Annotated in this window: 15 protein-coding genes and 2 CRISPR repeat arrays; of the genes, 13 read left to right on the top strand and 2 right to left on the bottom strand. The window is 65.0% G+C overall.

Annotated elements, in window-relative coordinates; genetic code table 11:
- Positions 1-404 precede the first annotated feature (404 nt).
- The 10 genes from BXY39_RS10060 to BXY39_RS10015 all read left to right on the top strand — a co-directional run bounded on the left by BXY39_RS10060 (position 405) and on the right by BXY39_RS10015 (position 13,487).
- Positions 405-1,025 (top strand): PAS domain-containing protein, encoded by a 621-nt coding sequence (locus tag BXY39_RS10060; RefSeq protein ID WP_245999036.1) that lies wholly within the window; start codon positions 405-407, stop codon positions 1,023-1,025.
- 3 nt (positions 1,026-1,028) lie between these two features.
- Complete coding sequence (locus BXY39_RS10055) at positions 1,029-2,267, top strand: methyl-accepting chemotaxis protein (protein WP_121938715.1); 1,239 nt, start codon at positions 1,029-1,031, stop codon at positions 2,265-2,267.
- 265 nt (positions 2,268-2,532) lie between these two features.
- A CRISPR array of direct repeats spans positions 2,533-3,757; the repeat unit is 36 nt; unit sequence GTTATAGCAGATCTGAAACTGCGGGCCGACCGCAAC.
- Positions 3,758-4,408: 651 nt separating this feature from the next.
- Positions 4,409-7,693, top strand: a complete 3,285-nt coding sequence (cas9, locus tag BXY39_RS10050; RefSeq protein WP_170163748.1) for a type II CRISPR RNA-guided endonuclease Cas9 — start codon at positions 4,409-4,411, stop codon at positions 7,691-7,693.
- 24 nt (positions 7,694-7,717) lie between these two features.
- Positions 7,718-8,647 carry a type II CRISPR-associated endonuclease Cas1 gene (cas1, locus tag BXY39_RS10045; RefSeq protein ID WP_121938713.1) on the top strand — a complete coding sequence of 310 codons (930 nt, stop codon included), beginning with the start codon at positions 7,718-7,720 and terminating at the stop codon, positions 8,645-8,647.
- 35 nt (positions 8,648-8,682) lie between these two features.
- On the top strand, positions 8,683-8,988 hold the full coding sequence (gene cas2, locus BXY39_RS10040) for a CRISPR-associated endonuclease Cas2 (protein WP_121938985.1): 306 nt from the start codon (positions 8,683-8,685) through the stop codon (positions 8,986-8,988).
- A 70-nt stretch (positions 8,989-9,058) separates the two neighbouring features.
- Positions 9,059-10,152: direct repeats of the CRISPR family, unit length 36 nt; unit sequence GTTATAGCAGATCTGAAACTGCGGGCCGACCGCAAC.
- A gap of 245 nt (positions 10,153-10,397) precedes the next feature.
- On the top strand, positions 10,398-10,820 hold the full coding sequence (locus tag BXY39_RS10035) for a nuclear transport factor 2 family protein (RefSeq protein ID WP_170163747.1): 423 nt from the start codon (positions 10,398-10,400) through the stop codon (positions 10,818-10,820).
- Complete coding sequence (locus tag BXY39_RS10030) at positions 10,817-11,560, top strand: SDR family NAD(P)-dependent oxidoreductase (protein ID WP_121938711.1); 744 nt, start codon at positions 10,817-10,819, stop codon at positions 11,558-11,560. The genes BXY39_RS10035 and BXY39_RS10030 overlap by 4 nt, the downstream gene beginning before the upstream one ends.
- A gap of 110 nt (positions 11,561-11,670) precedes the next feature.
- A complete protein-coding gene (locus BXY39_RS10025; protein ID WP_170163746.1) occupies positions 11,671-12,270 on the top strand; it encodes a DUF2878 domain-containing protein in 600 nt (199 codons plus the stop codon).
- Between the two features lie 162 nt (positions 12,271-12,432).
- Complete coding sequence (locus tag BXY39_RS10020) at positions 12,433-12,957, top strand: chalcone isomerase family protein (protein ID WP_121938709.1); 525 nt, start codon at positions 12,433-12,435, stop codon at positions 12,955-12,957.
- Positions 12,954-13,487 (top strand): DUF3833 domain-containing protein, encoded by a 534-nt coding sequence (locus BXY39_RS10015; protein WP_121938708.1) that lies wholly within the window; start codon positions 12,954-12,956, stop codon positions 13,485-13,487. Before BXY39_RS10020 ends, BXY39_RS10015 begins: the two co-directional genes overlap by 4 nt.
- 10 nt (positions 13,488-13,497) lie before the next feature.
- Here BXY39_RS10015 and BXY39_RS10010 read toward each other — a convergent pair whose 3' ends face one another.
- Entirely contained in the window at positions 13,498-15,105 is a 1,608-nt protein-coding gene (locus tag BXY39_RS10010) for a sensor histidine kinase (RefSeq protein WP_121938707.1), read from the bottom strand.
- Positions 15,105-15,785, bottom strand: coding sequence for a response regulator transcription factor (locus BXY39_RS10005; protein ID WP_121938706.1), 681 nt, complete (start codon positions 15,783-15,785; stop codon positions 15,105-15,107). The genes BXY39_RS10010 and BXY39_RS10005 overlap by 1 nt, the downstream gene beginning before the upstream one ends.
- Before the next feature lie 353 nt (positions 15,786-16,138).
- Here BXY39_RS10005 and BXY39_RS10000 point away from each other — a divergent pair, with 353 nt between their 5' ends.
- The 3 genes from BXY39_RS10000 (at position 16,139) to BXY39_RS09990 (ending at position 19,829) form a co-directional block, all read left to right on the top strand.
- Entirely contained in the window at positions 16,139-16,873 is a 735-nt protein-coding gene (locus BXY39_RS10000) for a carbonic anhydrase (protein WP_121938705.1), read from the top strand.
- A 38-nt stretch (positions 16,874-16,911) separates the two neighbouring features.
- On the top strand, positions 16,912-17,817 hold the full coding sequence (locus tag BXY39_RS09995) for a DUF2490 domain-containing protein (protein WP_121938704.1): 906 nt from the start codon (positions 16,912-16,914) through the stop codon (positions 17,815-17,817).
- A 353-nt stretch (positions 17,818-18,170) separates the two neighbouring features.
- Complete coding sequence (locus tag BXY39_RS09990) at positions 18,171-19,829, top strand: hypothetical protein (protein ID WP_147453539.1); 1,659 nt, start codon at positions 18,171-18,173, stop codon at positions 19,827-19,829.
- Positions 19,830-20,335 lie beyond the last annotated feature (506 nt).

The following is a 20,335-nucleotide window of genomic DNA, read 5'->3' as shown; positions in this document are numbered from 1 at the left end:
ACGAAACCGATGGCCGACATGTATTCGCGGCGGGCATCGGCGCGGGCAGTCGCGACAGGCAGACCGGTTGACTGAAAACAACCCAGTCGTGACTTGGCCATTTGTCCAGAACGAAATCAGAACGCAACCTGACTGTTTGCAAAGTGCGCATATATTGCGTACTTCTCAATACAATTACGCCCAATAATTGTTTTTTTGGTAACCTTTTCCCGGTAAAAACCAACACTATCCGGAAAATTGCAGCCACCGCGCCGAAGGACGCGGACCCTGGCCGTGCACGGCAAGCCGGTGTGGCGACAGGGCCGCATAAACGACACAACCGCTGAAGACAAGACCGATCATCAAAGACAAGACTGGCCGCCAAAGACAAGACTGGCCACCACAGATTAAGACTGGCAAAAGATATGACTGAAACAGGACACGGCGCGGCCACCCGGACCGGCGCCCGTGCTTCACAGGCACCCGCCTTCAAACGCACCGGGACCGTCATGCGGGCGATCCGCAAGACCGTCGCGCCACGGGATGAGGAAATCCGTTTTTCCCGCGATGAAATCATCGTCTCGAAAACCGACAGGCGGGGCCGCGTGACGTATGTGAACGATGTGTTCTGCCGGGTGTCGGAACTGTCGACGGACGCGGTGATCGGCCAGCCGCACAGCATCATCCGTCATCCCGACATGCCGCGCGCGGTCTTCAAGCTGATGTGGGAGACCATCGGCGCGGGCAAGGAGATTTTCGCCTATGTCAAGAACATGTCGGCGACCGGCCGGTATTACTGGGTGATCGCCCATGTCACCCCGTCGCTGGACGCGGCGGGCACCATCACCGGGTTTCATTCCAACCGCCGGGTGCCCAGCGCCAGGGGCATTGCCGATATCCTGCCGCTGTACGACGCCCTGCTGGCCGAGGAAAGGCGCCATGACAATCCCAAGACGGGCCTGACGGCCAGCGACGGCCTGCTCCGGGAAAAGCTGGCGGCCGTGGGCCGGGACTATGACGCATTTATCTGGAACACGGGAGACTGAGCCATGTTCGACAAATTCCTGAACAGGGCGGACGCCCCCGGCACCCGCGCCGATCTGGAGCGCGAGCTGGCGGAGGCAAAGGCCGAAAACGCCCGCTACAAGGCCGCCTTTCAGGCGCTGGCGGATGTGACCAACCGGGCCAAGGTGGGCGATATGGAAGCCCGCATCACCGACTGGGACAAGCACGGGCCGCTGTCGCCTGTGCTGGCGGAGGTAAACCGCGTGCTGGACCTGACGGACGCCTATATGCGCGAGGCCACCGCCGCGCTGGGCGCCGCATCCGAGGGGCGGTTTTACCGGCGGTTCCTGACCGACGGCATGACCGGCCGCTTCGGCGACAGCGCCGCGCTGATCAACCGCACGGTCGAGGGCATGCGGACCATGAAACAGGACCGTGTGCGCCAGCGCGCCGACATGGCCGCCAATTTCGAGGGCAGCGTCATGGAGGTGATCGCCGCCCTGACCGCCGCCCTGGACAGGGTGTCGGAGACCGCCGGCACGCTGAAAACCCATGCCGGGCGCAACCGGTCCCTGGCGGCCGAGGTCGCCGACGCGGCCGCGCAGGCGACCGACAATGTACAGACGGTGGCGGCCGCGACGGAAGAGCTGTCGGCGTCCGTGCGGGAGATCGCCGGGCAGGTCCGGACCTCATCCGAGAAAACCGCCGACGCCTCGGCCCAGGCCGGCAATGCGTCCGCCACCATGACGGCGCTGCGGGACGCGTCCGAGACCATCGGCAAGGTCGTCGGCCTGATCCACGACATTGCCGACCAGACCAATCTTCTGGCCCTGAACGCCACGATCGAGGCCGCGCGCGCCGGCGAGGCCGGCAGGGGCTTCGCCGTGGTGGCGTCGGAGGTGAAATCGCTGGCCCAGCAGACGGCGAAGGCCACCGGCGACATCGGATCGCAGGTCCGGTCCATCCAGGACAATGCCGGCGCCACGGTGACGGTGGTCTCGGACATTTCCGGCACCGTCGGCGGGTTGAGCGAGATTGCCGGCACCATCGCGGCGGCGACCGAGCAGCAGTCGGCGGCCACCGGCGACATCAGCCGGACGATCCAGAAAGCGTCCGACATGACCCGGCAGGTGGCCGACCGGATCGCCGCCGTCAACGAAACCGCCACCCACACCATGGCCAGCGCCGACGCCCTGGACACGGCGGCGCAGGACCTGGCCCGCGCCGTCACCGCCCTGCAAACCGGGTCGGAGCGTTTCCTCGCCGATATCCGCAGCGCCTGACGGACCGGGTATTGAGCCCAGAAGACCGGATATGGGGACGGGACAGGGGAACGGGCACGGCGGCCGGCCCGTTTTCCGGCCCGCGCGGCACGGGGATGTGGTATCATGCCCCTGCCCCGCCGGCGCATGCCACAGCCGGCCGGGCATCCGCGTGATTCGCGGAAAAAACCAGCAACCGACAGGCCCCTTTTGTCACCATGGACCCGTTTTTGACAAAAAATGTCCGGAAAAAGCCGATGGATTTCATGGCCTTATCCGGACATCAGTTATAGCAGATCTGAAACTGCGGGCCGACCGCAACGACGTAAAGCCGCGCCTTGACCATGACCGGCGTTATAGCAGATCTGAAACTGCGGGCCGACCGCAACACAGTGCATCGGCATAATCAACCCTGACCTGTTATAGCAGATCTGAAACTGCGGGCCGACCGCAACGAGCCAGCCGTTGCATCTGTCGAGACCAAGGTTATAGCAGATCTGAAACTGCGGGCCGACCGCAACCGGAGGCCGGCGCTTGTTGCGGTGAGACGAGTTATAGCAGATCTGAAACTGCGGGCCGACCGCAACCCTGCAGGCGCACATGCGCCAGCGTGTCCAGTTATAGCAGATCTGAAACTGCGGGCCGACCGCAACTTCTGGCTGTGGCAGACGCGGGCGAAAGGGTTATAGCAGATCTGAAACTGCGGGCCGACCGCAACGTTGGTATGGCGCGCGGTCGGTTCTCCATTGTTATAGCAGATCTGAAACTGCGGGCCGACCGCAACTGGAGACTGTCACCGGATGATAGCTCTTTCGTTATAGCAGATCTGAAACTGCGGGCCGACCGCAACCTCACACCGTCGGGCTTAGTTGGGTGTATGCGTTATAGCAGATCTGAAACTGCGGGCCGACCGCAACTTTTTTGTCGATTGAGAATGGCGACCATGGGTTATAGCAGATCTGAAACTGCGGGCCGACCGCAACTGTGATCTTCAAGGATTTTTTTCAGGCGTGGTTATAGCAGATCTGAAACTGCGGGCCGACCGCAACGCATGGGTCCGGCTGGCATTTCAGAGGGTAGTTATAGCAGATCTGAAACTGCGGGCCGACCGCAACTGTCCTCTATGACTTCATTCGCCCTGTTATGTTATAGCAGATCTGAAACTGCGGGCCGACCGCAACTCCAGTCGCACACCACCGCGCAGGACACCGGTTATAGCAGATCTGAAACTGCGGGCCGACCGCAACAGGCCGCGCCGATGGATATGCCCATGGGGCGTTATAGCAGATCTGAAACTGCGGGCCGACCGCAACGCGACGCGTTGAGGGCCGACCAGATGCTGGGTTATAGCAGATCTGAAACTGCGGGCCGACCGCAACGCGAACGCGACAACACCGACGCCAGAAATTGTTATAGCAGATCTGAAACTGCGGGCCGACTGCAACTTCTTTCGTAAGCACCGCTTTGTGGACTTCGTTATAGCAGATCTGAAACTGCGGGCCGACCGCAACCGGTCCCCGCAGCGTGGCCTCTGGTCCCGGTGTTATAGCAGATCCGAAACCGCGCGCCGGTCCTCATTGTCGCAGGCTGGCCGATCCTGCGACACTTTACCAGCCACATATATGACGCCACCGTCGGACCGGCCGGCCGCGCGCCGTGGACAGTAAAAAAAGACAGGGGACAGTAAAAAAGGGCAGGCCGTGGCCCACCCCTTATCTGTTGCTCTGAAAGCTTGTTAACGGTCAGACCGCAGTTTCAGATCTGCTAGACAGGTATGATAATAAGCGAGCCCCATTGAAATGGCAAGGTGGCTCCCCCATAAAGTCAAGAGGTGGAGAGAAAGACCGGCACGCGGGTGTGGACCCCGCCGACGGCCCCTGCGCAAGAGGCTGGCCGGCCTTTCTCCCGCCCAAGGTGTGGCCCGAAGGCCGTCATCATCATCTGATTGCACGCTTCCGATGTCAAATAATTTTTCCTAGACACTAGATATTTTTATACATGCTGCTATCATTCAAATTGACATTTAAGCTCTTGCAAAGAGTTACAAGTGTCTGTTGCGGCCAGCCGCGTTTCAGATCTGCCAAGGCCGGGAATTGCAACCCCAGGCCGCGCCCTGTATGCTTTCGCGCGAGGGGCGCGGCCGCAAGGGGGGATTTTTGGACATGCCGCAGATACAGCAGACAAAACCGGACTATCGCCTGGCCCTGGACCTGGGGGCCAATTCCATCGGCTGGGCGCTGATCGCGCTGGACGGCGACGGCCGGGGCACCGGCTTTGTGGACGGGGGCGTGCGCCTGTTTTCCACGTCGGAACTGGCCGGGCGCGACCCCAAGACGAAAACCTCGCTGGCGGTGGCGCGGCGGCTGGCGCGGTCGGCACGGCGGCGGCGCGACCGCTATCTGGACCGGCGCGGCCGGCTGCTGGCGGCCCTCGTCGACCACGGTCTGCTGCCGGAGGACACGGGGACACGCAAAAAACTGGCCGACCTGGACCCTTACCGGCTGCGAGCCGAGGGGCTGGACCGGCCATTGCACCCGCACGAACTGGGGCGGGCGATTTTCCACATCAACCAGCGGCGGGGGTTCAAATCCAACCGCAAGACCGACGGCGGCGACGACGGGCAAGACGGCAAGATCCGCGCCGGCACGCGCCGCCTGCGCGACGCCATGGCGGATACCGGCGCGCGGACGCTGGGCGCGTATCTGCACGCCCGCAAGGCACGCGGGCAGTGGGTGCGCGCGCGCCCACAGGACCTGCCGGCGGGCGACGGCAAACGGGATAGCGGTTATGACATGTATCCGGACCGGTCGCTGTATATCGACGAGTTCAACGCCCTGTGGGCGGCGCAGGCCCCCCATCACCCCGGCTTGCTGAGTGCGGCGTTGAAGGAGACCCTGTTCGACCTGATTTTTTACCAGCGGCCCTTGCGCCGGGTGTCGGGCGGGCGCTGCCCGTTCCATACCGAGGAGGAACGCCTGCCGCGCGCCCACCCGCTGTCGCAGCGGCTGCGGATTTACCAGGAGCTGAACGCCCTGCGCCTTCAGTCGCCGGACGCGCCGGAACGGGCGCTGAGCCTGGAGGAACGCGACATCTTCGCCGCCAAACTGCTGGGCGGCACCAAGCTGACCTTCGACCAGATCCGCAAGCGCCTGAAACTGCCGCCGGGCAGCACGCTGAATTTCGAGCGCGGCGACCGCGACTATCTGAAGCCGGACGAAACGGCGGCCAGGCTGAAAGCGGCGAAAGCCTGGGGCAAGGGGTGGACGGCCCTGCCGCTGGACGACCAGATCGCCATTGTCGAGCGGCTGGACCGCGAACAGGACGAGGCCGCGCTGATCCGCTGGCTGACGGACACATGGGGGCTGGAGACGGCCGGCGCCGTCACGGTGGCGCGCACCCTGCTGCCCGCCGGCCATGCCGGCCTGGGCCCGACGGCGGCGCGCAGGATCCTAGCAGAGCTTGAAGCCGGCGTGCATGTCTATTCCACGGCGGCGGCGCAGGCCGGTTATCATCACAGCGATTTCCGCACCGGCGAGATCCGGGACGCCCTGCCCTATTACGGCGAGGTGCTGGACCGGCACGTGGCCTTCGGCAGCGGCGATGCGGACGACCCGCCGGAAAAACGGTTCGGCCGCATCGCCAACCCGACGGTGCATATCGCGCTGGGTCAGGTGCGGCGGCTGGTCAACCGCCTGATCCGGCGCCACGGCCGCCCGGCCGAAATCATCATCGAGGTGGCGCGGGAGTTGAAGCTGAACGAAAAACAGCGCCGCGACTGGGAGCGCAAGCGGCGCGAGGGCCAGGCGCGCAACGACCGCTACCGCGAGACGTTCGCGCAGCACGGCATCGCCGACACCGGCGCCAACCGCATGAAAATGCGCCTGTGGGAGGAATTGAACCCGAAAGACCCGCTGGACCGACGCTGCGTCTTTTCCGGCGAGGTGATCGGCCTGAGCCGGCTGTTTTCCGATGCGGTGGAGGTGGAGCATCTGATCCCCTTTTCCCGGTCGCTGGACGACAGCCCGGCCAACAAGACCGTCAGCCTGCGCACCTGGAACCGGCGGAAAGGCAACATGACACCGCACGTCGCTTTTGGTGAGAAAGAATATTGGCCGGACATCGCCAGCCGGGCGCGGGCGCTGCCGCCGGCGAAACGCGCCCGTTTCGCGCCCGACGCGGCGGAAAAATTCGAGGAAAGCGGCGGTTTCCTGGCCCGGCATCTGAACGACACCAAATATCTGTCCCGCATCGCGCGGGAGTATGTGGGCGTTGTGTGCGGCGGCGGCCCGGATGCGGTGTGGGTGACGCCGGGCAGCCTGGTGGCGATGCTGCGCGGCAAATGGGGGCTGAACAGCCTGCTGTCCGACCACAATCTGAAAACCCGCGTGGACCACCGGCACCATCTGATCGACGCGGCGGTGATCGGCGCGGTGGACCGGTCGCTGTTGCAGCGCATGTCGCGCGCCGCCGCGCGGGCCGAAACCCATCAGCTGGACGCGCTGATGGAGACGGTGCCGACACCGTGGCCGACCTTTCGCGCGGACCTGGACGCGCTGAAGGACCGCGTGACCGTCAGCCACCGACCGGACCACGGCCTGTCGAAAGGGGCGGGCCGAGGCTCTGGCAAGGGCTCTGGCAAGGGAACAGGCGCCACCACCGACAAGCTGCACAATGACACGGCCTACGGTCTGGCGCGGTATGACGCGGCCGGGGACCGGTGGACGGTGGTGACGCGCAAAGCGCTGGATGCCTTTACCGGCGCCGGCGATGTGGCGGCCGTCCGCGACCCGCGCCTGCGCGCCGGGCTGACAGCCGCGACCGAGGGGCTGGACAAAAAAGCCTTCGCCGCCGCGCGCGACGCCTGGGGCCGCGCGGCCGGGGTGCGCCGCCTGCGGGTGGAGGAAACCCTGTCCGGCCCGTCGCTGGTGCCGGTGCGGGACGCAGATGGGCGCGCCTACAAGGCGTACAAGGGGGATTCCAACCACTGTATCGACATCTGGCGCCTGCCGGACGGGCGGTGGGACAGCCGGGTCGTGACCACATTCGCCGTCAACCAGCCGGGTTATGCCGACCGGCGGCCGCATCCGGCGGCCAAACGGATGATGCGCCTGCACAAGGACGACATGGTCGCCGTGGACATGGACGGCGGGCGCGCCATCCTGCGGGTAGTGAAATTTTCCGGCAAGACCGTGGTGCTGGCGCCGCATCACGAGGGCGGCGCGCTGAAGGCCCGCGACGCCGACCGGGACGACCCGTTCCGCTATGTCAGCCGCACGGCGGGCGGGCTGGCGAAACTGGGCGCCCGGCAGGTGCGGGTGGACGAAACCGGCCGGGTGTTCGATCCGGGCGCGTTCGCTCCGGCCCGCGCGGGCCGGAAACAGGCCGAGAAACTGGCCGAGGGACAGGCCAAGGAACAGGCCGGGAAACAGGCCGGGCAGAGCGGATAAAAGCGAACAGGGGAGCGGGCCGCCATGCCGGGACGCATCATCGAGATCGCCGGCGAGGAGCGCTATCTGCATGTGGCGCGGGGTTTCCTGGTGGTGGAAACGGATGACGGAGAGGCCGGGCGGGTGCCGCTGGACGATATCGCCGCCGTGATCGTCACGGCACGGCAGGCGCGCTATTCCAACCGGCTGGTCTGTGCGCTGGCGGACCGCAACGCCCTGCTGATCCCCTGCGACGAGCGGTTCCGGCCGGTCGGCTGGCTGTGGCCACTGTCGGGGCATTACGGACAGGGCGGGCGCATGGCGGCCCAGGCCGGCGCCGGCCGGCCGCGCAACAAACGCCTGTGGCAACAGATCGTCCGCGCCAAGATCGCCGCCCAGGCACAGGCCCTGCGGGCGGCGGGCGCACCGCATGCCGGGGTGGCGGCGCTGGCGGCCAGGGTGCGTTCGGGCGACCCGGACAATGTGGAGGCGCAGGCGGCGCGGCGCTACTGGCCGTTGATGATGGGGCCGGATTTCAGCCGCGACCGGGGCGCGGACGGGGCCAACGCCCTGCTGAATTACGGCTACACCGTGCTGCGCGCGGTGACGGCGCGGGCCATCGCCGCCGCCGGCCTGCACCCGACGCTGGGCCTGCACCACGGCAACCGCACCAATGCCATGGCGCTGGCCGACGACCTGATGGAGCCCTTCCGGCCCTATGTGGACCTGAGCGTCAAGGGGCTGATGAAACAGGGGCAGACGGATGTGTCGCCCACGGCCAAGCGCCATCTGGCGGCGCTGAGCACATGGGACATGCCGTCACCGCAGGGGGTCAGCCCGCTGATGACGGTGCTGCACCGGCTGGCCGCGTCGCTGGGCGGGGTGTATGAGGGCGACGGCGGCACGCTGGCCCTGCCGGAGGCGCCGACCGACCTGCACCTGGCGGCGCTGTTGAACCCGGATGTGTCAGCCTGAGCGGCCCGGCCATGCATCTGAGCGGATACCGGATCATGTGGATGCTTGTCATGTTCGACCTGCCGGTCACGGAAAAGCCGGAGCGCAAGGCGGCCGCGCGCTTCCGCCATTTCCTGCTGGACGAGGGGTTCGAGATGTCGCAATTTTCGGTCTATGTGCGATACTGCAAGGGCAAGGAACAGGTGGACGCCATCGCCGGCCGGATCGAGCGCGCCCTGCCCGAAGCCGGCAAGGTGAAAATCCTGAGCTTTACCGACAAGCAGTATGAAAGCATCAAAAGCTTTTACGGCAAGGCCCCGGATTCGTCCGAAAAACCGCCCGATCAACTGACCCTTTTTTGACCATGGACCCGTTTTTGACAAAAAATGTCCGGAAAAAGCCGATGGATTTCATGGCATTATCCGGACATCCGTTATAGCAGATCTGAAACTGCGGGCCGACCGCAACTCTTTTCCAGGGCTCAAGCCTCGATCCCGCGTTATAGCAGATCTGAAACTGCGGGCCGACCGCAACGGAGCCAGGCAGGACGATAGGGGCCTGATGGTTATAGCAGATCTGAAACTGCGGGCCGACCGCAACAGTTTCGCGGCAATTTGGACGAACGGTTCTGTTATAGCAGATCTGAAACTGCGGGCCGACCGCAACACCAGTGATGTATTTTGACGCGAAGCCACGGTTATAGCAGATCTGAAACTGCGGGCCGACCGCAACTTTTTCCACAGGCTTAAGCCCTGTGCGGTCGTTATAGCAGATCTGAAACTGCGGGCCGACCGCAACTATCCACCGCGTCCCCCGCACGAAAACGGTGGTTATAGCAGATCTGAAACTGCGGGCCGACCGCAACGACAGCGTGCCGGACCCCTTGACGGGTGAGGTTATAGCAGATCTGAAACTGCGGGCCGACCGCAACTCCGGTCCTGATCCATGCCCATGAGCAGGCGTTATAGCAGATCTGAAACTGCGGGCCGACCGCAACTGCGCAATCTGGCGGAGGCGGAGGCGACATCGGTTATAGCAGATCTGAAACTGCGGGCCGACCGCAACTGAAGGGCACATTTGCAAAAACAGTGGCGGTTATAGCAGATCTGAAACTGCGGGCCGACCGCAACTTTACGGAAACTTATAATTCAAGCCCTTTGGTTATAGCAGATCTGAAACTGCGGGCCGACCGCAACCGCGCATCCATCACACCGCCGGAAAAACGCGTTATAGCAGATCTGAAACTGCGGGCCGACCGCAACGCCTCGAGGTCGAGCGCGCCGCCGCCGACAGTTATAGCAGATCTGAAACTGCGGGCCGACCGCAACAGACTTCCGGAAGGCGGGTTTCGCCGGACCGTTATAGCAGATCTGAAACTGCGGGCCGACCGCAACATTATTTGGCTCCTAAAGACTGATAGATTTGTTATAGCAGATCTGAAACTGCGGGCCGACCGCAACGCCATCAACTGACGGTCCCGCTGTTCCATGGTTATAGCAGATCTGAAACTGCGAAACGGCCATAAGAAAATGCCGGCTGACTGACTGATCAGTCCCCCGGCTTTCCCCCGGTGGTCGTGTGCGGCGCTGTCCCGGCCCGGCCCGCCATGCTGTGGCGCGCGGGCCGTCCCTACACCTTTCCCCCACATCCCGAACATTACACCGATGTAATGCGGCGGCCATGCCGGCGTAAGGGGGCGGCTGTCATGGTGGGGTCAATCCTGGCCGTTCCGCTTGTGGGCGGCGCCTTTTGGAAAGGTGAGAGAGACCTTATGACAGCCCTTGCGACATTCGCGGAGTTTTACCGCAGCCTCGGCCCCGGTTCGGCGGCGCGCCTGCCACAGGTTTACAGCGACAGCGTGGTGTTTACCGACCCCGTCACCCGGCACACCGGGCTGGCGGCGGTGGCGCGCTATTTCGACAGATTGCTGGAAAACTGCGTGTCCTGCCGGTTCGACATCACCAGCATGTCGGTGCGGGCCGACACCGGCTATGTGTCCTGGACCATGCGGTTCCGCCACCGGCGGCTGCGCGGCGGCGCGGCGATCACGGTGGACGGGTTCAGCGTGGTGACGCTGGACGGCGGGCTGGTGAGCGCCCAGCGCGATTATTATGACATGGGCGCGATGATCTACGAGCATGTGCCCCTGTTGGGCCGGGCCGTCAGCGGCCTGCGCCGGAGGATGGCGGCATGAAACGGATGCTGATCACCGGCGCCAGTTCGGGCATCGGCCGGGCGACCGCCCTGGCGGCGGCCTATCGCGGCTGGCATGTGACCGCCTGCGGACGCAACGAGGAGCGCCTGCGCGCGCTGGCGGAGCAGCATGCCGGGGCGCTGGCGACGATCGAGCCACTGGCCTTCGACGTGACGGACGCGGACGCCTGCGGCTTCGCGCTGGCGGACCGGCGGTTCGATGCCGTGCTGCTGAACGCGGGCACCTGCGAATATGTGGATGTGGACAGCTGGGACGCCGACATGTTCCGGCGGGTGTTCGACACCAATTTCTTCGGCGCGGTGAACTGTTTGCAGATCCTGCTGCCGAACCTGCGGCGGGGCGACCAGCTGGTTTTTGTCGACAGTCTGGCGCGGCTGCTGCCCTTTACCCGCAGCCAGGCCTACGGTGCCAGCAAGGCGGCGCTGTTTTACCTGGCGAAAACCATGGATGTGGACCTGAAGGCGCGCGGCATCCGCGTGCAGACGGTCTCGCCCGGGTTCGTCAAGACGCCGCTGACGGACAAAAACGATTTCGACATGCCCATGCGCATCAGCGCCGAACAGGCGGCGGACGCCATCCTGAACGCGGTCAAGCGCGGCACGGCGACCGGCTATTTCCCGACCCTGTTCGCCGCCATCATCCGCACCCTGTCCAGCCTGCCGGTGTCGTGGCAGGTGGCGCTGTGCCGGCGGATGAAAACGCAGAGCGCCAAGGCATGACGGCACCGGACCAAAACAGCGGGACACAAAACACCGGGACACACAGGACCGGGACCGGCCCGGCCCCCGACACAGAGGCCGGCCCGTTCCCCCCGACACGGAAAACCGACATGACAGCGGAGACCCCCATGACACGCCTGTCCTATCCCAAGGTTCTGAATTTCCTTGTCTATCAAGGGATCTGGTTCACCGCCATTCTCGGCCGCGAGCCGTGGACATGGCTGCTGGCCGGGCTTTTGGCCCTGCACCTGACGCTGAGCCGCGACCGGCGCGGCGAAGCGGCGGTGATGATGCTGTGCGCCGGCATGGGCATCACCCTGGACAGCGTGCTGAGCGTGAGCGGCGTGTTCGTCTTCGACCCGGCGCCGGAGGTGCTGGCGATCCCGCTGTGGCTGGCGGGCCTGTGGCTGGGCTTTGCCGGGGCGCTGCGCAACAGCCTGCGCTATCTGCTGACCCGGCCGCGCCTGGCCAGCGTGGCGGCGGGGATTTCCGCGCCGCTGAGCTATTTCGCCGGCATGCGCATGGGGGCGGTGACCTTCGGCGTCGAGGACTGGCTGGCCGGCCTGATCATCGGCGGCGCCTGGGCCTGTCTGATGCCCGTGTTCCTGGCCGTTGCCCGAAAAGCGGACAGAAAAGCGGACAGATACGAGACCGGCACAAAGACCGGAGCAGAGACCGGGACGGCCGTGCCGGCCCCCTCCGCCCCGTGACCATAGAGATCCCCTAAGGACAGAAATCCCATGAGGGCAGAAATCCCATGAGGGCAGAAATCCCATGAGGGCAGAAATCCCATGAGGGCAGAAATCCCATGACTTTGAAGACCCCCACACCGTGAGCGAGAGCCTTAACCCCCAACGACAAGGATTGAAACCATGACAAGGATATGTCTGATGATGATCGGCCTTTGCCTGCTGATGGCAAACCCCGCGACCGCCGACCTGCAAACCGCCCGCCAGCATGTGCCCGACGCCGGCCTTGTCGGCAAGGCCCGGCTGAAGGTCCTGTTCTGGAAGGTGTATGACGCCGAGCTGTACGCGCCCGAGGGCAGCTGGTCGGGCGATGCGCCCTTTGCCCTGACGCTGAACTATCTGCGCAAGCTGAAGGGCGAGCAGATCGCCAAGCGCACCATCACCGAAATCCGCGGACAGGGTTTCGACGACGAAATCACCCTGGCGCGCTGGTATGAGCAGATGCGCAGCATCATTCCCGACGTGGACAAGAACACCAACATCACCGGTGTGGCGGACGAAAGCGGCCACACCCTGTTTTACCGCAACGGCACGCTGATCGGCACCATCGAGGAGCCCCAGTTCAGCGAACGGTTTTTCGGCATCTGGCTGGATGAAAAGTCGTCCCAGCCGAAATTCCGCAAAAAACTGCTGGGAGAGCGGGGATGAAAGCGTCGATTCTTCTGATCGCGGCGGCGCTGCTGCTGTCGGCCTGTTCGAAGTCCATCGACGGCAGCCGCTATCTGGACGATCCGCCGACCTTTGACCTGTACACGTTTTTCGACGGCGAGGTGAAGGCCTGGGGCATCGTGCAGGACCGGTCCGGCGATCTGTTGCAACGGTTCGAGGTGGATATCGATGGCAGCGTGGCGGACGGCGTGCTGACACTGGACGAGACCTTTGCCTACAGCCTGGGCGAGGGGGTGGAAAAGCGCATCTGGACCATCCGCGAGACGGCTGAGGGTACCTATGAGGGCATGGCGGACGATATCGCCGGGCCGGCCACCGGCACGGCTTACGGCAATGCGGTCTACTGGCGGTACGAGATGGACCTGCCGGTGGGCGACAGTGAATACCGCGTCGCCTTCAAGGACTGGATCTGGGCGTTTGACGACCGCACCATCGTCAACCGGTCCTATATCCAGAAATTCGGCCTGGTGATGGCGGAGGTGACGCTGTTCATGCAGAAACAGGGATGAGCCAGATATATCAGGCCCGATCCGTAGCGCGGTCCGTAGCGCGATCCGTAGCGCGGTCCGGGGCCTGATCCATAAAAAGACCACGCCGGGCGGGCAGGCGGATGCGGCAGCACAGGCCGGGCCCGCCGCCGCCCTTTCCCGTCGCGCCCCTGCCGCTTTCCGTTTCATCCGGCCCATCGGCCAAATCGCCATCAATCAGGTCGCCACCGGCCAAGTCGCCATCGGCCAGATCGCCATCGGTCAGGTCGAGCGTGCCGCCGTGGAGGCTGACGACCGCCGCCACCAGCGCCAGGCCGAGGCCGTTGCCGGCGGCCGTGCGGCTTTTGTCGACGCGGAAAAAGCGTTTCAGCACATCCTGGCGCAGGCCCGGCGGCACGCCGATGCCGCTGTCGCAAATATCCAGCGCGACGGTCTCCGCGCCCCCGTCAAGGCGCAGGTGAATGCGGCCGCCGGCGGGGGTGAATTTCACCGCGTTGTCGACAAGGTTGGAGATCATCTGGAACAGCAGGTCGCGGTCGCCGAACAGGGGGGCGGGCACGGTCTCGACCATGAGGGCGAGGCCCTTGTCCTCGGCCAGGGGCTGATACATTTCCGCGACATCGCGCAGGATGGGCGCCAGATCGGTGCGGCGGAAGGCGGAGGTCTGCTTGCGCGTCTCGATCTCGGTGATGCGCAGAAGCCCGTTGAAAATGGCAAGGATATTGTCCGTCTCGCGCAGGAGGGCGTCGCGCCGGTCGGCATCGTCGACGGATTCAAGGTGGCCGCGCAGACGGGTCAGCGGCGTGCGCAGATCGTGGGCGATGCTGTCCGAGACCGACTTGACCCCGTCGACCAGGGCCTGAAGCTCGTCCAGCATGCGGTTGAGGGCCATGGACAGCTTGCTGAGGTCGTCCCAGCTGCTGTCCACCGGCAGCCGCGCGGACAGATTGCCGGTGGAAATGATGCGGTCCGCCGTGTCGGCGATGCGGTTGATGCGGTTCACGACATAGAGACCGACCGACAGGCTGGTGCCGGCGATCAGCAGAAACACCCCGATCATCACCCAGCCGAAGGTGCGGGCGAACCACTGGGTATAGCGCAGATCGTCGATGCCGCGACCGATCAGCAGATGGGCGCCGTCATCCAGTGTCAGGATTTTCGCCATGATCACCCGGTGCCCGCCGGTGATTTCAGCCGCCGCCGACAGGACGCCGCCACCGGAGGGGCCGCTGTCCCGCGCGGCATCAGGGGGGCGGGCCGCGCCCTCGGGCGGGGGCGGCAGCTCGAACGAGATCACCCCCTCGCGCAGGCGGGTGACCGGATTGCCGGGCCAGGCGGCCAGATTGCCGGCGGCGATGCGGCCGTCCGGCTCTTTCAGGGCGTAATAAAACCCGCCGCGCGGATCGCCGAGACGCGCCGCCAGCAGACGGTCGACCGCCGGGCGGCCGCCCGTCGCCGCGACCTCGCGGAAGCCGCGCATGTCGGCGTCGATGGCGGCACCGGCGTCGCGGGTCAGGGTCTCGTCCCCGGCGACGATGATGAAATAGGCGGCAAAGAACACCCCCAGCAGCAGCACAAGCGAGAACAGGCCGCCGAGCGCGACGCTGGAACTGCGGGTATAGCGGCGGATGGCGCGCATCAGCCGTCCGCCGGCACCCGGTAGCCGGCGCCGCGCACGGTCTCGATGACGGCGCGGTCGTGGCCACGGTCGATCTTCTGGCGCAGGCGGCTGATATGGACATCGATGACATTGGTCTGCGGGTCGAAATGATAGTCCCAGACCTTTTCCAGCAGCATGGTGCGGGTCACCACCTGTCCCTTGTGGCGCAGCAGATATTCCAGCAGGCTGAATTCGCGCGCCTGAAGGTCGATGGGCGCGCCGCCGCGCGTCACCCGGCGGGCCAGCAGGTCCATTTCCAGGTCAAAGGCGGTGAGCACGCTGGCGCGGTCGTCGACGCGGGTGTGGCGCTGCACCATCACGTCGAGGCGGGCGGCCAGTTCCTCGAAGGCGAAGGGCTTGACCAGATAGTCGTCGGCGCCCGAGCGCAGGCCCTTGACCCTGTCCTCGACCGTGTTGCGGGCGCTGAGCACCAGCGCCGGCGTGTGGATGCCGGACGCCCGCAGCGTGCCCAGAATGGCCAGCCCCTCGACGCCCGGCAGCATGCGGTCGACGATCAGGGCGTCATAGTCCTCGGTGGTGGCGAGAAACAGGCCCTGGCGGCCGTCGTCCGCCACGTCGACCCGGTGCCCCAGTTCGCGCAGGCCCTTTTTCAGATAGTCGGCGACACCCGCGTCGTCCTCGATCACCAGTATGCGCATGGCGGTTCCATCCCCGGAGTGCGGCCGCCGGCACCGGACGCCCGCCCATGGGGGCACGGGCATCACCGGCCGGCCGTTGCAGCATATACGCAGCGCACCGGCGAACGGACCGCCGCCCTGTGACGGATACGGCGCATGACGGTTGTGGGCGGGCCGTGTATCTGGTAGAGATTTATCACTTTAAAACAAATACCTTAATGGGTTTCTACGGACTGTTTTCCGGGCCGTTTTACGGACTGTTTTCCAGCCTGTTCGCGGGGGCCGTTTTCCGACGGACTTTCGGGAACAGGCCGGAATGACAGACCCGGCATGAAGGGGCGTTTCGACCATTTGGAAAATCGGGGACTGAATCGATGGACACTTCGTTAACGCGCCGCACTCTCATTCTTGGTGGCACCGCCGCAGGGGGCGCCGCGCTGGCACCCGCGACGGCGGCATGGACCGAGGCACAGGACGCCCGGTCGCCCGCCGTGGCACCGGCCGGCCCGGCCATGACACCGGACGAGGCCCTGGCCCTGCTGAAAAAGGGCAATGAGGATTTTCTCGCCGATGTGGAACCGGTGGCGGAAACCGGCCATGAACGGCGCATGGCGCTGGCGCACGGGCAGACGCCCTTTTGCGCCTATGTCACCTGTTCGGACAGCCGGGTGCCGCCGGAACTGCTGTTCAGCCGGGGCCTGGGGGAATTGTTCATCATCCGCAACGCCGGCAACACGCTGGACCTGCTGGCGCTGGGCTCGGTCGAATACGCGGTCGCGGTTTTGCAGGTGCCGCTGGTGGTGGTCATGGGTCATGAAAGCTGCGGCGCGGTGGACGGCGCCATGCAGGTGGTGGCCAAAAACGCCCGCTTCCCCGGTGCCATCGGCAAGATGATCGAACCGATCATCCCGGCGGTGCTGGCATCGCGCGGCCAACAGGGCGATCCGCTGGAAAACGCGGTCAAGCAGAATGTCCGGCGTGTGACGCGTATGCTGCGCGAGGATTCCGACCCCATCATGCTCACTCCGCAAAGGGACGGCCGGCTGAAAGTGGTCGGCGCCTATTATGAGCTTGACAGCGGGCGCGTCGATTTCTTCGATACGGTCTGAGACAGACGCCAGGATATCGACGGACAAGAGGTTTGAGTATGGACGGACAGCCGGCGCGCGCCCGCGCCGCACGGTGGGCTGCGGCCCGCCGCTGCCGCGCGGGGATCATCGGATTTATCAGCGGACGGAGCCGCCATGCGGGTTCACGGGGGGGCACGACAGGCCGTCCGGGGCCGCGTGTTGCAACGCTGACCATTTCGGCTTTGGCCACCCCGGCTTTACGCGTCGCCGCTCTGCGCATCGGGGCGGCTTTGCGCGTCGGGGCGGTCGGGCTTGCCGCCCTGGTCCTGTCGGCCTTTCTGCCGGCGGGGACGGCGCGGGCGGATGTGGAGGCGGAGGCACAGGCGTGGCTGGCCACCTTCGTCAACGGGCCGGTGTCGGACAACAGCCGCCTGCTGGTCTGGTTCGACGGGCATGCGCGTTTCGACGACGATATCGGCGGGCTGGGCACCACCATCCTGCGCCCGGCGCTGGGCTGGAAGGTCAATGACGGCCTGTCGCTGTGGGCGGGGTATGCCCGCGTCACCGGGCACAAAGACGGCCGGGACAGCAAGGAGGACCGGATCTGGCAGCAGGCGACCTACCGCATCGGCAGCGTGTTCGGCGGCACGCTGTCGGGCCGGTCGCGGCTGGAACAGCGGTTTCTCAACACCGGCGACGACACCGGCTGGCGCTTCCGGCAGTTTTTCCGCTTCATGCGGCCCATCGGCGAGACGCCCTATTCCGGCGTGCTGATCAACGAGACCTTCATCCATCTGAACGACGCCGATTTCGGCCCGCGCGCCGGCTTCGACCAGACGCGGACCTTCATAGGCGGCGCCCGGCAGATGGGCGGCAACCTGCGCCTGGAACTGGGCTATCTGAATGTCTATCTGAACCGTCCGGAAGGGGTGGACGACAGCCTGATCCACGCCGTCTCGCTGAACGCCTTCGTCAATTTCTAGGGCGTTCCGCCCGCCCTCACGGCCCTGTCCGACGTCCGTGTCCGACGTCCGTGTCCGACGTCCGTGTCCGGCGGCCGTTTTCAGGCGTCTCGGCCACGGCGGCGGCGGCGAGGGGGGGGGGGCCGCATCGCCGGGCATCCGCGATTTTGATACTTTAAGTCACATATTTGGCACGTATTGCACTGTTATGCGTGTGTTTTTCCTCCATACTGCCCTGTAGGCTTCAGGTCCGGTCCCATCGGATCCGGGCGCGTCCGGCCGAAATCGCCGGGCGGCATGGAGAACACAGCGACCGGCACGCAGGGCCGAGACCGGGGGAACCGCGTGACCGGCACCTTAAAAAGGAGGCCGCGATGCTCAAGACACCGATACCCCCTGTCAGGGTTTTAGTGCTGGCGGGATTCGCTTTCTGGTCCTGGTCCTGGACCGGGGGCATTCATGCCAACGATATGGCCAATGATGTGGCCCTGGAGCCCGATCAGGGGACCGTGACGCTGTGCGCGGACGGCCGCCAGGATCTGTGCCCGCGCTTTCCGCGCGGTCTTGGCAATGTGGCCAGCGTGGAGCCCAAGATCGGCTATGAGCCGACCACCACGGCCGGCAGGCCCGGCCACCCGGAACCGCAGACCTATTTCGACTATTTCGGCTGGCAGGCTTTTGTCGCCCTCAACTGGCCTGTCGACGGGCTCTTCTTTCCGATCGGGACGCCGACGGCGGACCAATTCAACCACGGTCCGAGACGGTGGAATGCGTTCCGCTCCAAACAACAGATTTTCGCGGCCCAAAACCTGTCGGCGGCCGCCAGCGCCGAGGAGAAAGAGCGCGCCCTGTTAAACCGCCAGTGTTCCGAGGCCAGCGGCCGGCCGATTTTGTTCGAAGGCTCGAAATTCACCATTTCGGAATTCAACGAACCGTTCGAGCCCTATCCGCTGATCGACCGGCACGGAAATTATGCCGTCTATGACATCCGCATCAGTCCGTTTGAAATCGCCTATCTGCTCAATCCCGATTTCACCGGTCTGAACCTGACGACCAAGGCGGGGCAGGAAAAATTCCTGGCACAGGGCGGGACATATGATTTTCCCGGTGACGCGGCCAACCCGCTCGGCCCCGGCGCGATGGAGATCAAGACCGCCTGGCGCATCATGACGGACAAGGACGACCTGTCGCGCTACTACACCACCGATGTGACGATCGCCATTGCCAGGAAAAACCGCGGCAAGGATACACCGGCCTGTATCGATGCCACCGTGGGGCTGGTCGGCATGCACATCATGCAGAAATTCTCCCGGCCCAAAAAATTCGCGCCCTTCTGGTCCTGGGCCAGTTTCGAACATGTGGACACCGCCCCATACGCGCAGGATGCCCGGGTCTCGCCGGTCTCGGGCGCTGTGCCCATCCCGAGCCCGGACGCCCTGGCGACGCCGACATGCGATGCCGTGCAAACCGGTGGAGACACCACGGGAACCGACTATGCCTTTTTCAATCCGTCCTGCACGGACGGGGGACAGTCCTGCACGGTCAACGGCCCGCCACGACTGCGACCGAAGCAGACCGCCTATCTCTGGGCAAGCGCGCCCCCTTATGCCGCCGACTATCTGACGGACGGCCGGTACGGTACGCAGGTGGCGCGGTGCTGGCGCCCCTATGACAGCGCGGCCGAGATCACGCGGACCTTCAAAAACGCCTGGCGCGAGAAGGCGAAAGCGCTCGGCGTCGACCATCTGGTGTGGGAGAATTACGAAATGATCGGCACCCAGTGGGCGGTGGCGTCACAAGCGGAATTCACGAACCCGCCCCTGTTGGACGTGAAACCCTTTTCCGCCCCCGTCTATATGGTCAATTCCACCATGGAGACCTATGTCCAGACCAATGAAATACCGGTCGGCGTTCTGGGTTCGACCGGGTTTCACTTCAAGGGGCCGGCGTCCTGCGTGGCCTGCCACAATCTGGCGACGGACGCGGCCGGCAACCCGTCCAATCTGAGCTTCCTGCCCAGCGCCGCCAAATAGGCCGGCCTCCATCCCCCGGCACGGCACGGATGCCGGGGGATGGCCGCACCGGGAGCGGCCACAGAAAAATACGGGGACAGTATATAGTTTTTTGCAAAAAGTTACCCTTATTTATCATGCGGTTAACTGACCTTGTGCCTTCATGGCGGCACCACGGTTGCGAGGCTGTTCCGGGTCACCGGATGGGGCCGGGACATGCCGGAAACCGGCCGGATCGTCGGCCCGGCATGACCCTGCCCTGATCGCATGGAACGTTGCCCGGTGTGGGAGGGGGTCCGGGTCCCGCCGCCGCAGTCCCCCGCCCTTGGCAGGGCGCGCGTCCTGGTACACGCTGATGTGCCCTGATATGTCCCGATGTGTCCTGATGTGCTTGGGCGCACCCCGGCCCGCGACGCCCGCAAGGGCGACGGGCCGGCCCGGTTCGTTCGCGGCCGGCGCGCGTCGCGGGCCGGGGAGAAATTTTTCTCCCTTTATTTGCACGTCAACATATGTCTATAGGACGGTCA

The organism is Eilatimonas milleporae (assembly GCF_003688555.1).
Lineage (GTDB): Bacteria > Pseudomonadota > Alphaproteobacteria > Sphingomonadales > Kordiimonadaceae > Eilatimonas > Eilatimonas milleporae.
Note: the sequence above shows the minus strand (reverse complement) of the source record. Positions and strands in the feature narration are given on the sequence as shown.

What these genes read in the sequence shown, in the direction of transcription:
- BXY39_RS09990 (WP_147453539.1), top strand. Translation starts at nt 18,171, where the DNA reads ATGCTCAAGACACCGATACCCCCTGTCAGGGTTTTAGTGCTGGCGGGA.
- cas1 (WP_121938713.1), top strand. Translation starts at nt 7,718, where the DNA reads ATGCCGGGACGCATCATCGAGATCGCCGGCGAGGAGCGCTATCTGCAT.
- BXY39_RS10035 (WP_170163747.1), top strand. Translation starts at nt 10,398, where the DNA reads ATGACAGCCCTTGCGACATTCGCGGAGTTTTACCGCAGCCTCGGCCCC.
- BXY39_RS10055 (WP_121938715.1), top strand. Translation starts at nt 1,029, where the DNA reads ATGTTCGACAAATTCCTGAACAGGGCGGACGCCCCCGGCACCCGCGCC.
- BXY39_RS09995 (WP_121938704.1), top strand. Translation starts at nt 16,912, where the DNA reads ATGGACGGACAGCCGGCGCGCGCCCGCGCCGCACGGTGGGCTGCGGCC.
- BXY39_RS10030 (WP_121938711.1), top strand. Translation starts at nt 10,817, where the DNA reads ATGAAACGGATGCTGATCACCGGCGCCAGTTCGGGCATCGGCCGGGCG.
- BXY39_RS10005 (WP_121938706.1), bottom strand. Translation starts at nt 15,785, where the DNA reads ATGCGCATACTGGTGATCGAGGACGACGCGGGTGTCGCCGACTATCTG.
- cas2 (WP_121938985.1), top strand. Translation starts at nt 8,683, where the DNA reads ATGTGGATGCTTGTCATGTTCGACCTGCCGGTCACGGAAAAGCCGGAG.
- cas9 (WP_170163748.1), top strand. Translation starts at nt 4,409, where the DNA reads ATGCCGCAGATACAGCAGACAAAACCGGACTATCGCCTGGCCCTGGAC.
- BXY39_RS10020 (WP_121938709.1), top strand. Translation starts at nt 12,433, where the DNA reads ATGACAAGGATATGTCTGATGATGATCGGCCTTTGCCTGCTGATGGCA.
- BXY39_RS10010 (WP_121938707.1), bottom strand. Translation starts at nt 15,105, where the DNA reads ATGCGCGCCATCCGCCGCTATACCCGCAGTTCCAGCGTCGCGCTCGGC.
- BXY39_RS10000 (WP_121938705.1), top strand. Translation starts at nt 16,139, where the DNA reads ATGGACACTTCGTTAACGCGCCGCACTCTCATTCTTGGTGGCACCGCC.
- BXY39_RS10060 (WP_245999036.1), top strand. Translation starts at nt 405, where the DNA reads ATGACTGAAACAGGACACGGCGCGGCCACCCGGACCGGCGCCCGTGCT.
- BXY39_RS10025 (WP_170163746.1), top strand. Translation starts at nt 11,671, where the DNA reads ATGACAGCGGAGACCCCCATGACACGCCTGTCCTATCCCAAGGTTCTG.
- BXY39_RS10015 (WP_121938708.1), top strand. Translation starts at nt 12,954, where the DNA reads ATGAAAGCGTCGATTCTTCTGATCGCGGCGGCGCTGCTGCTGTCGGCC.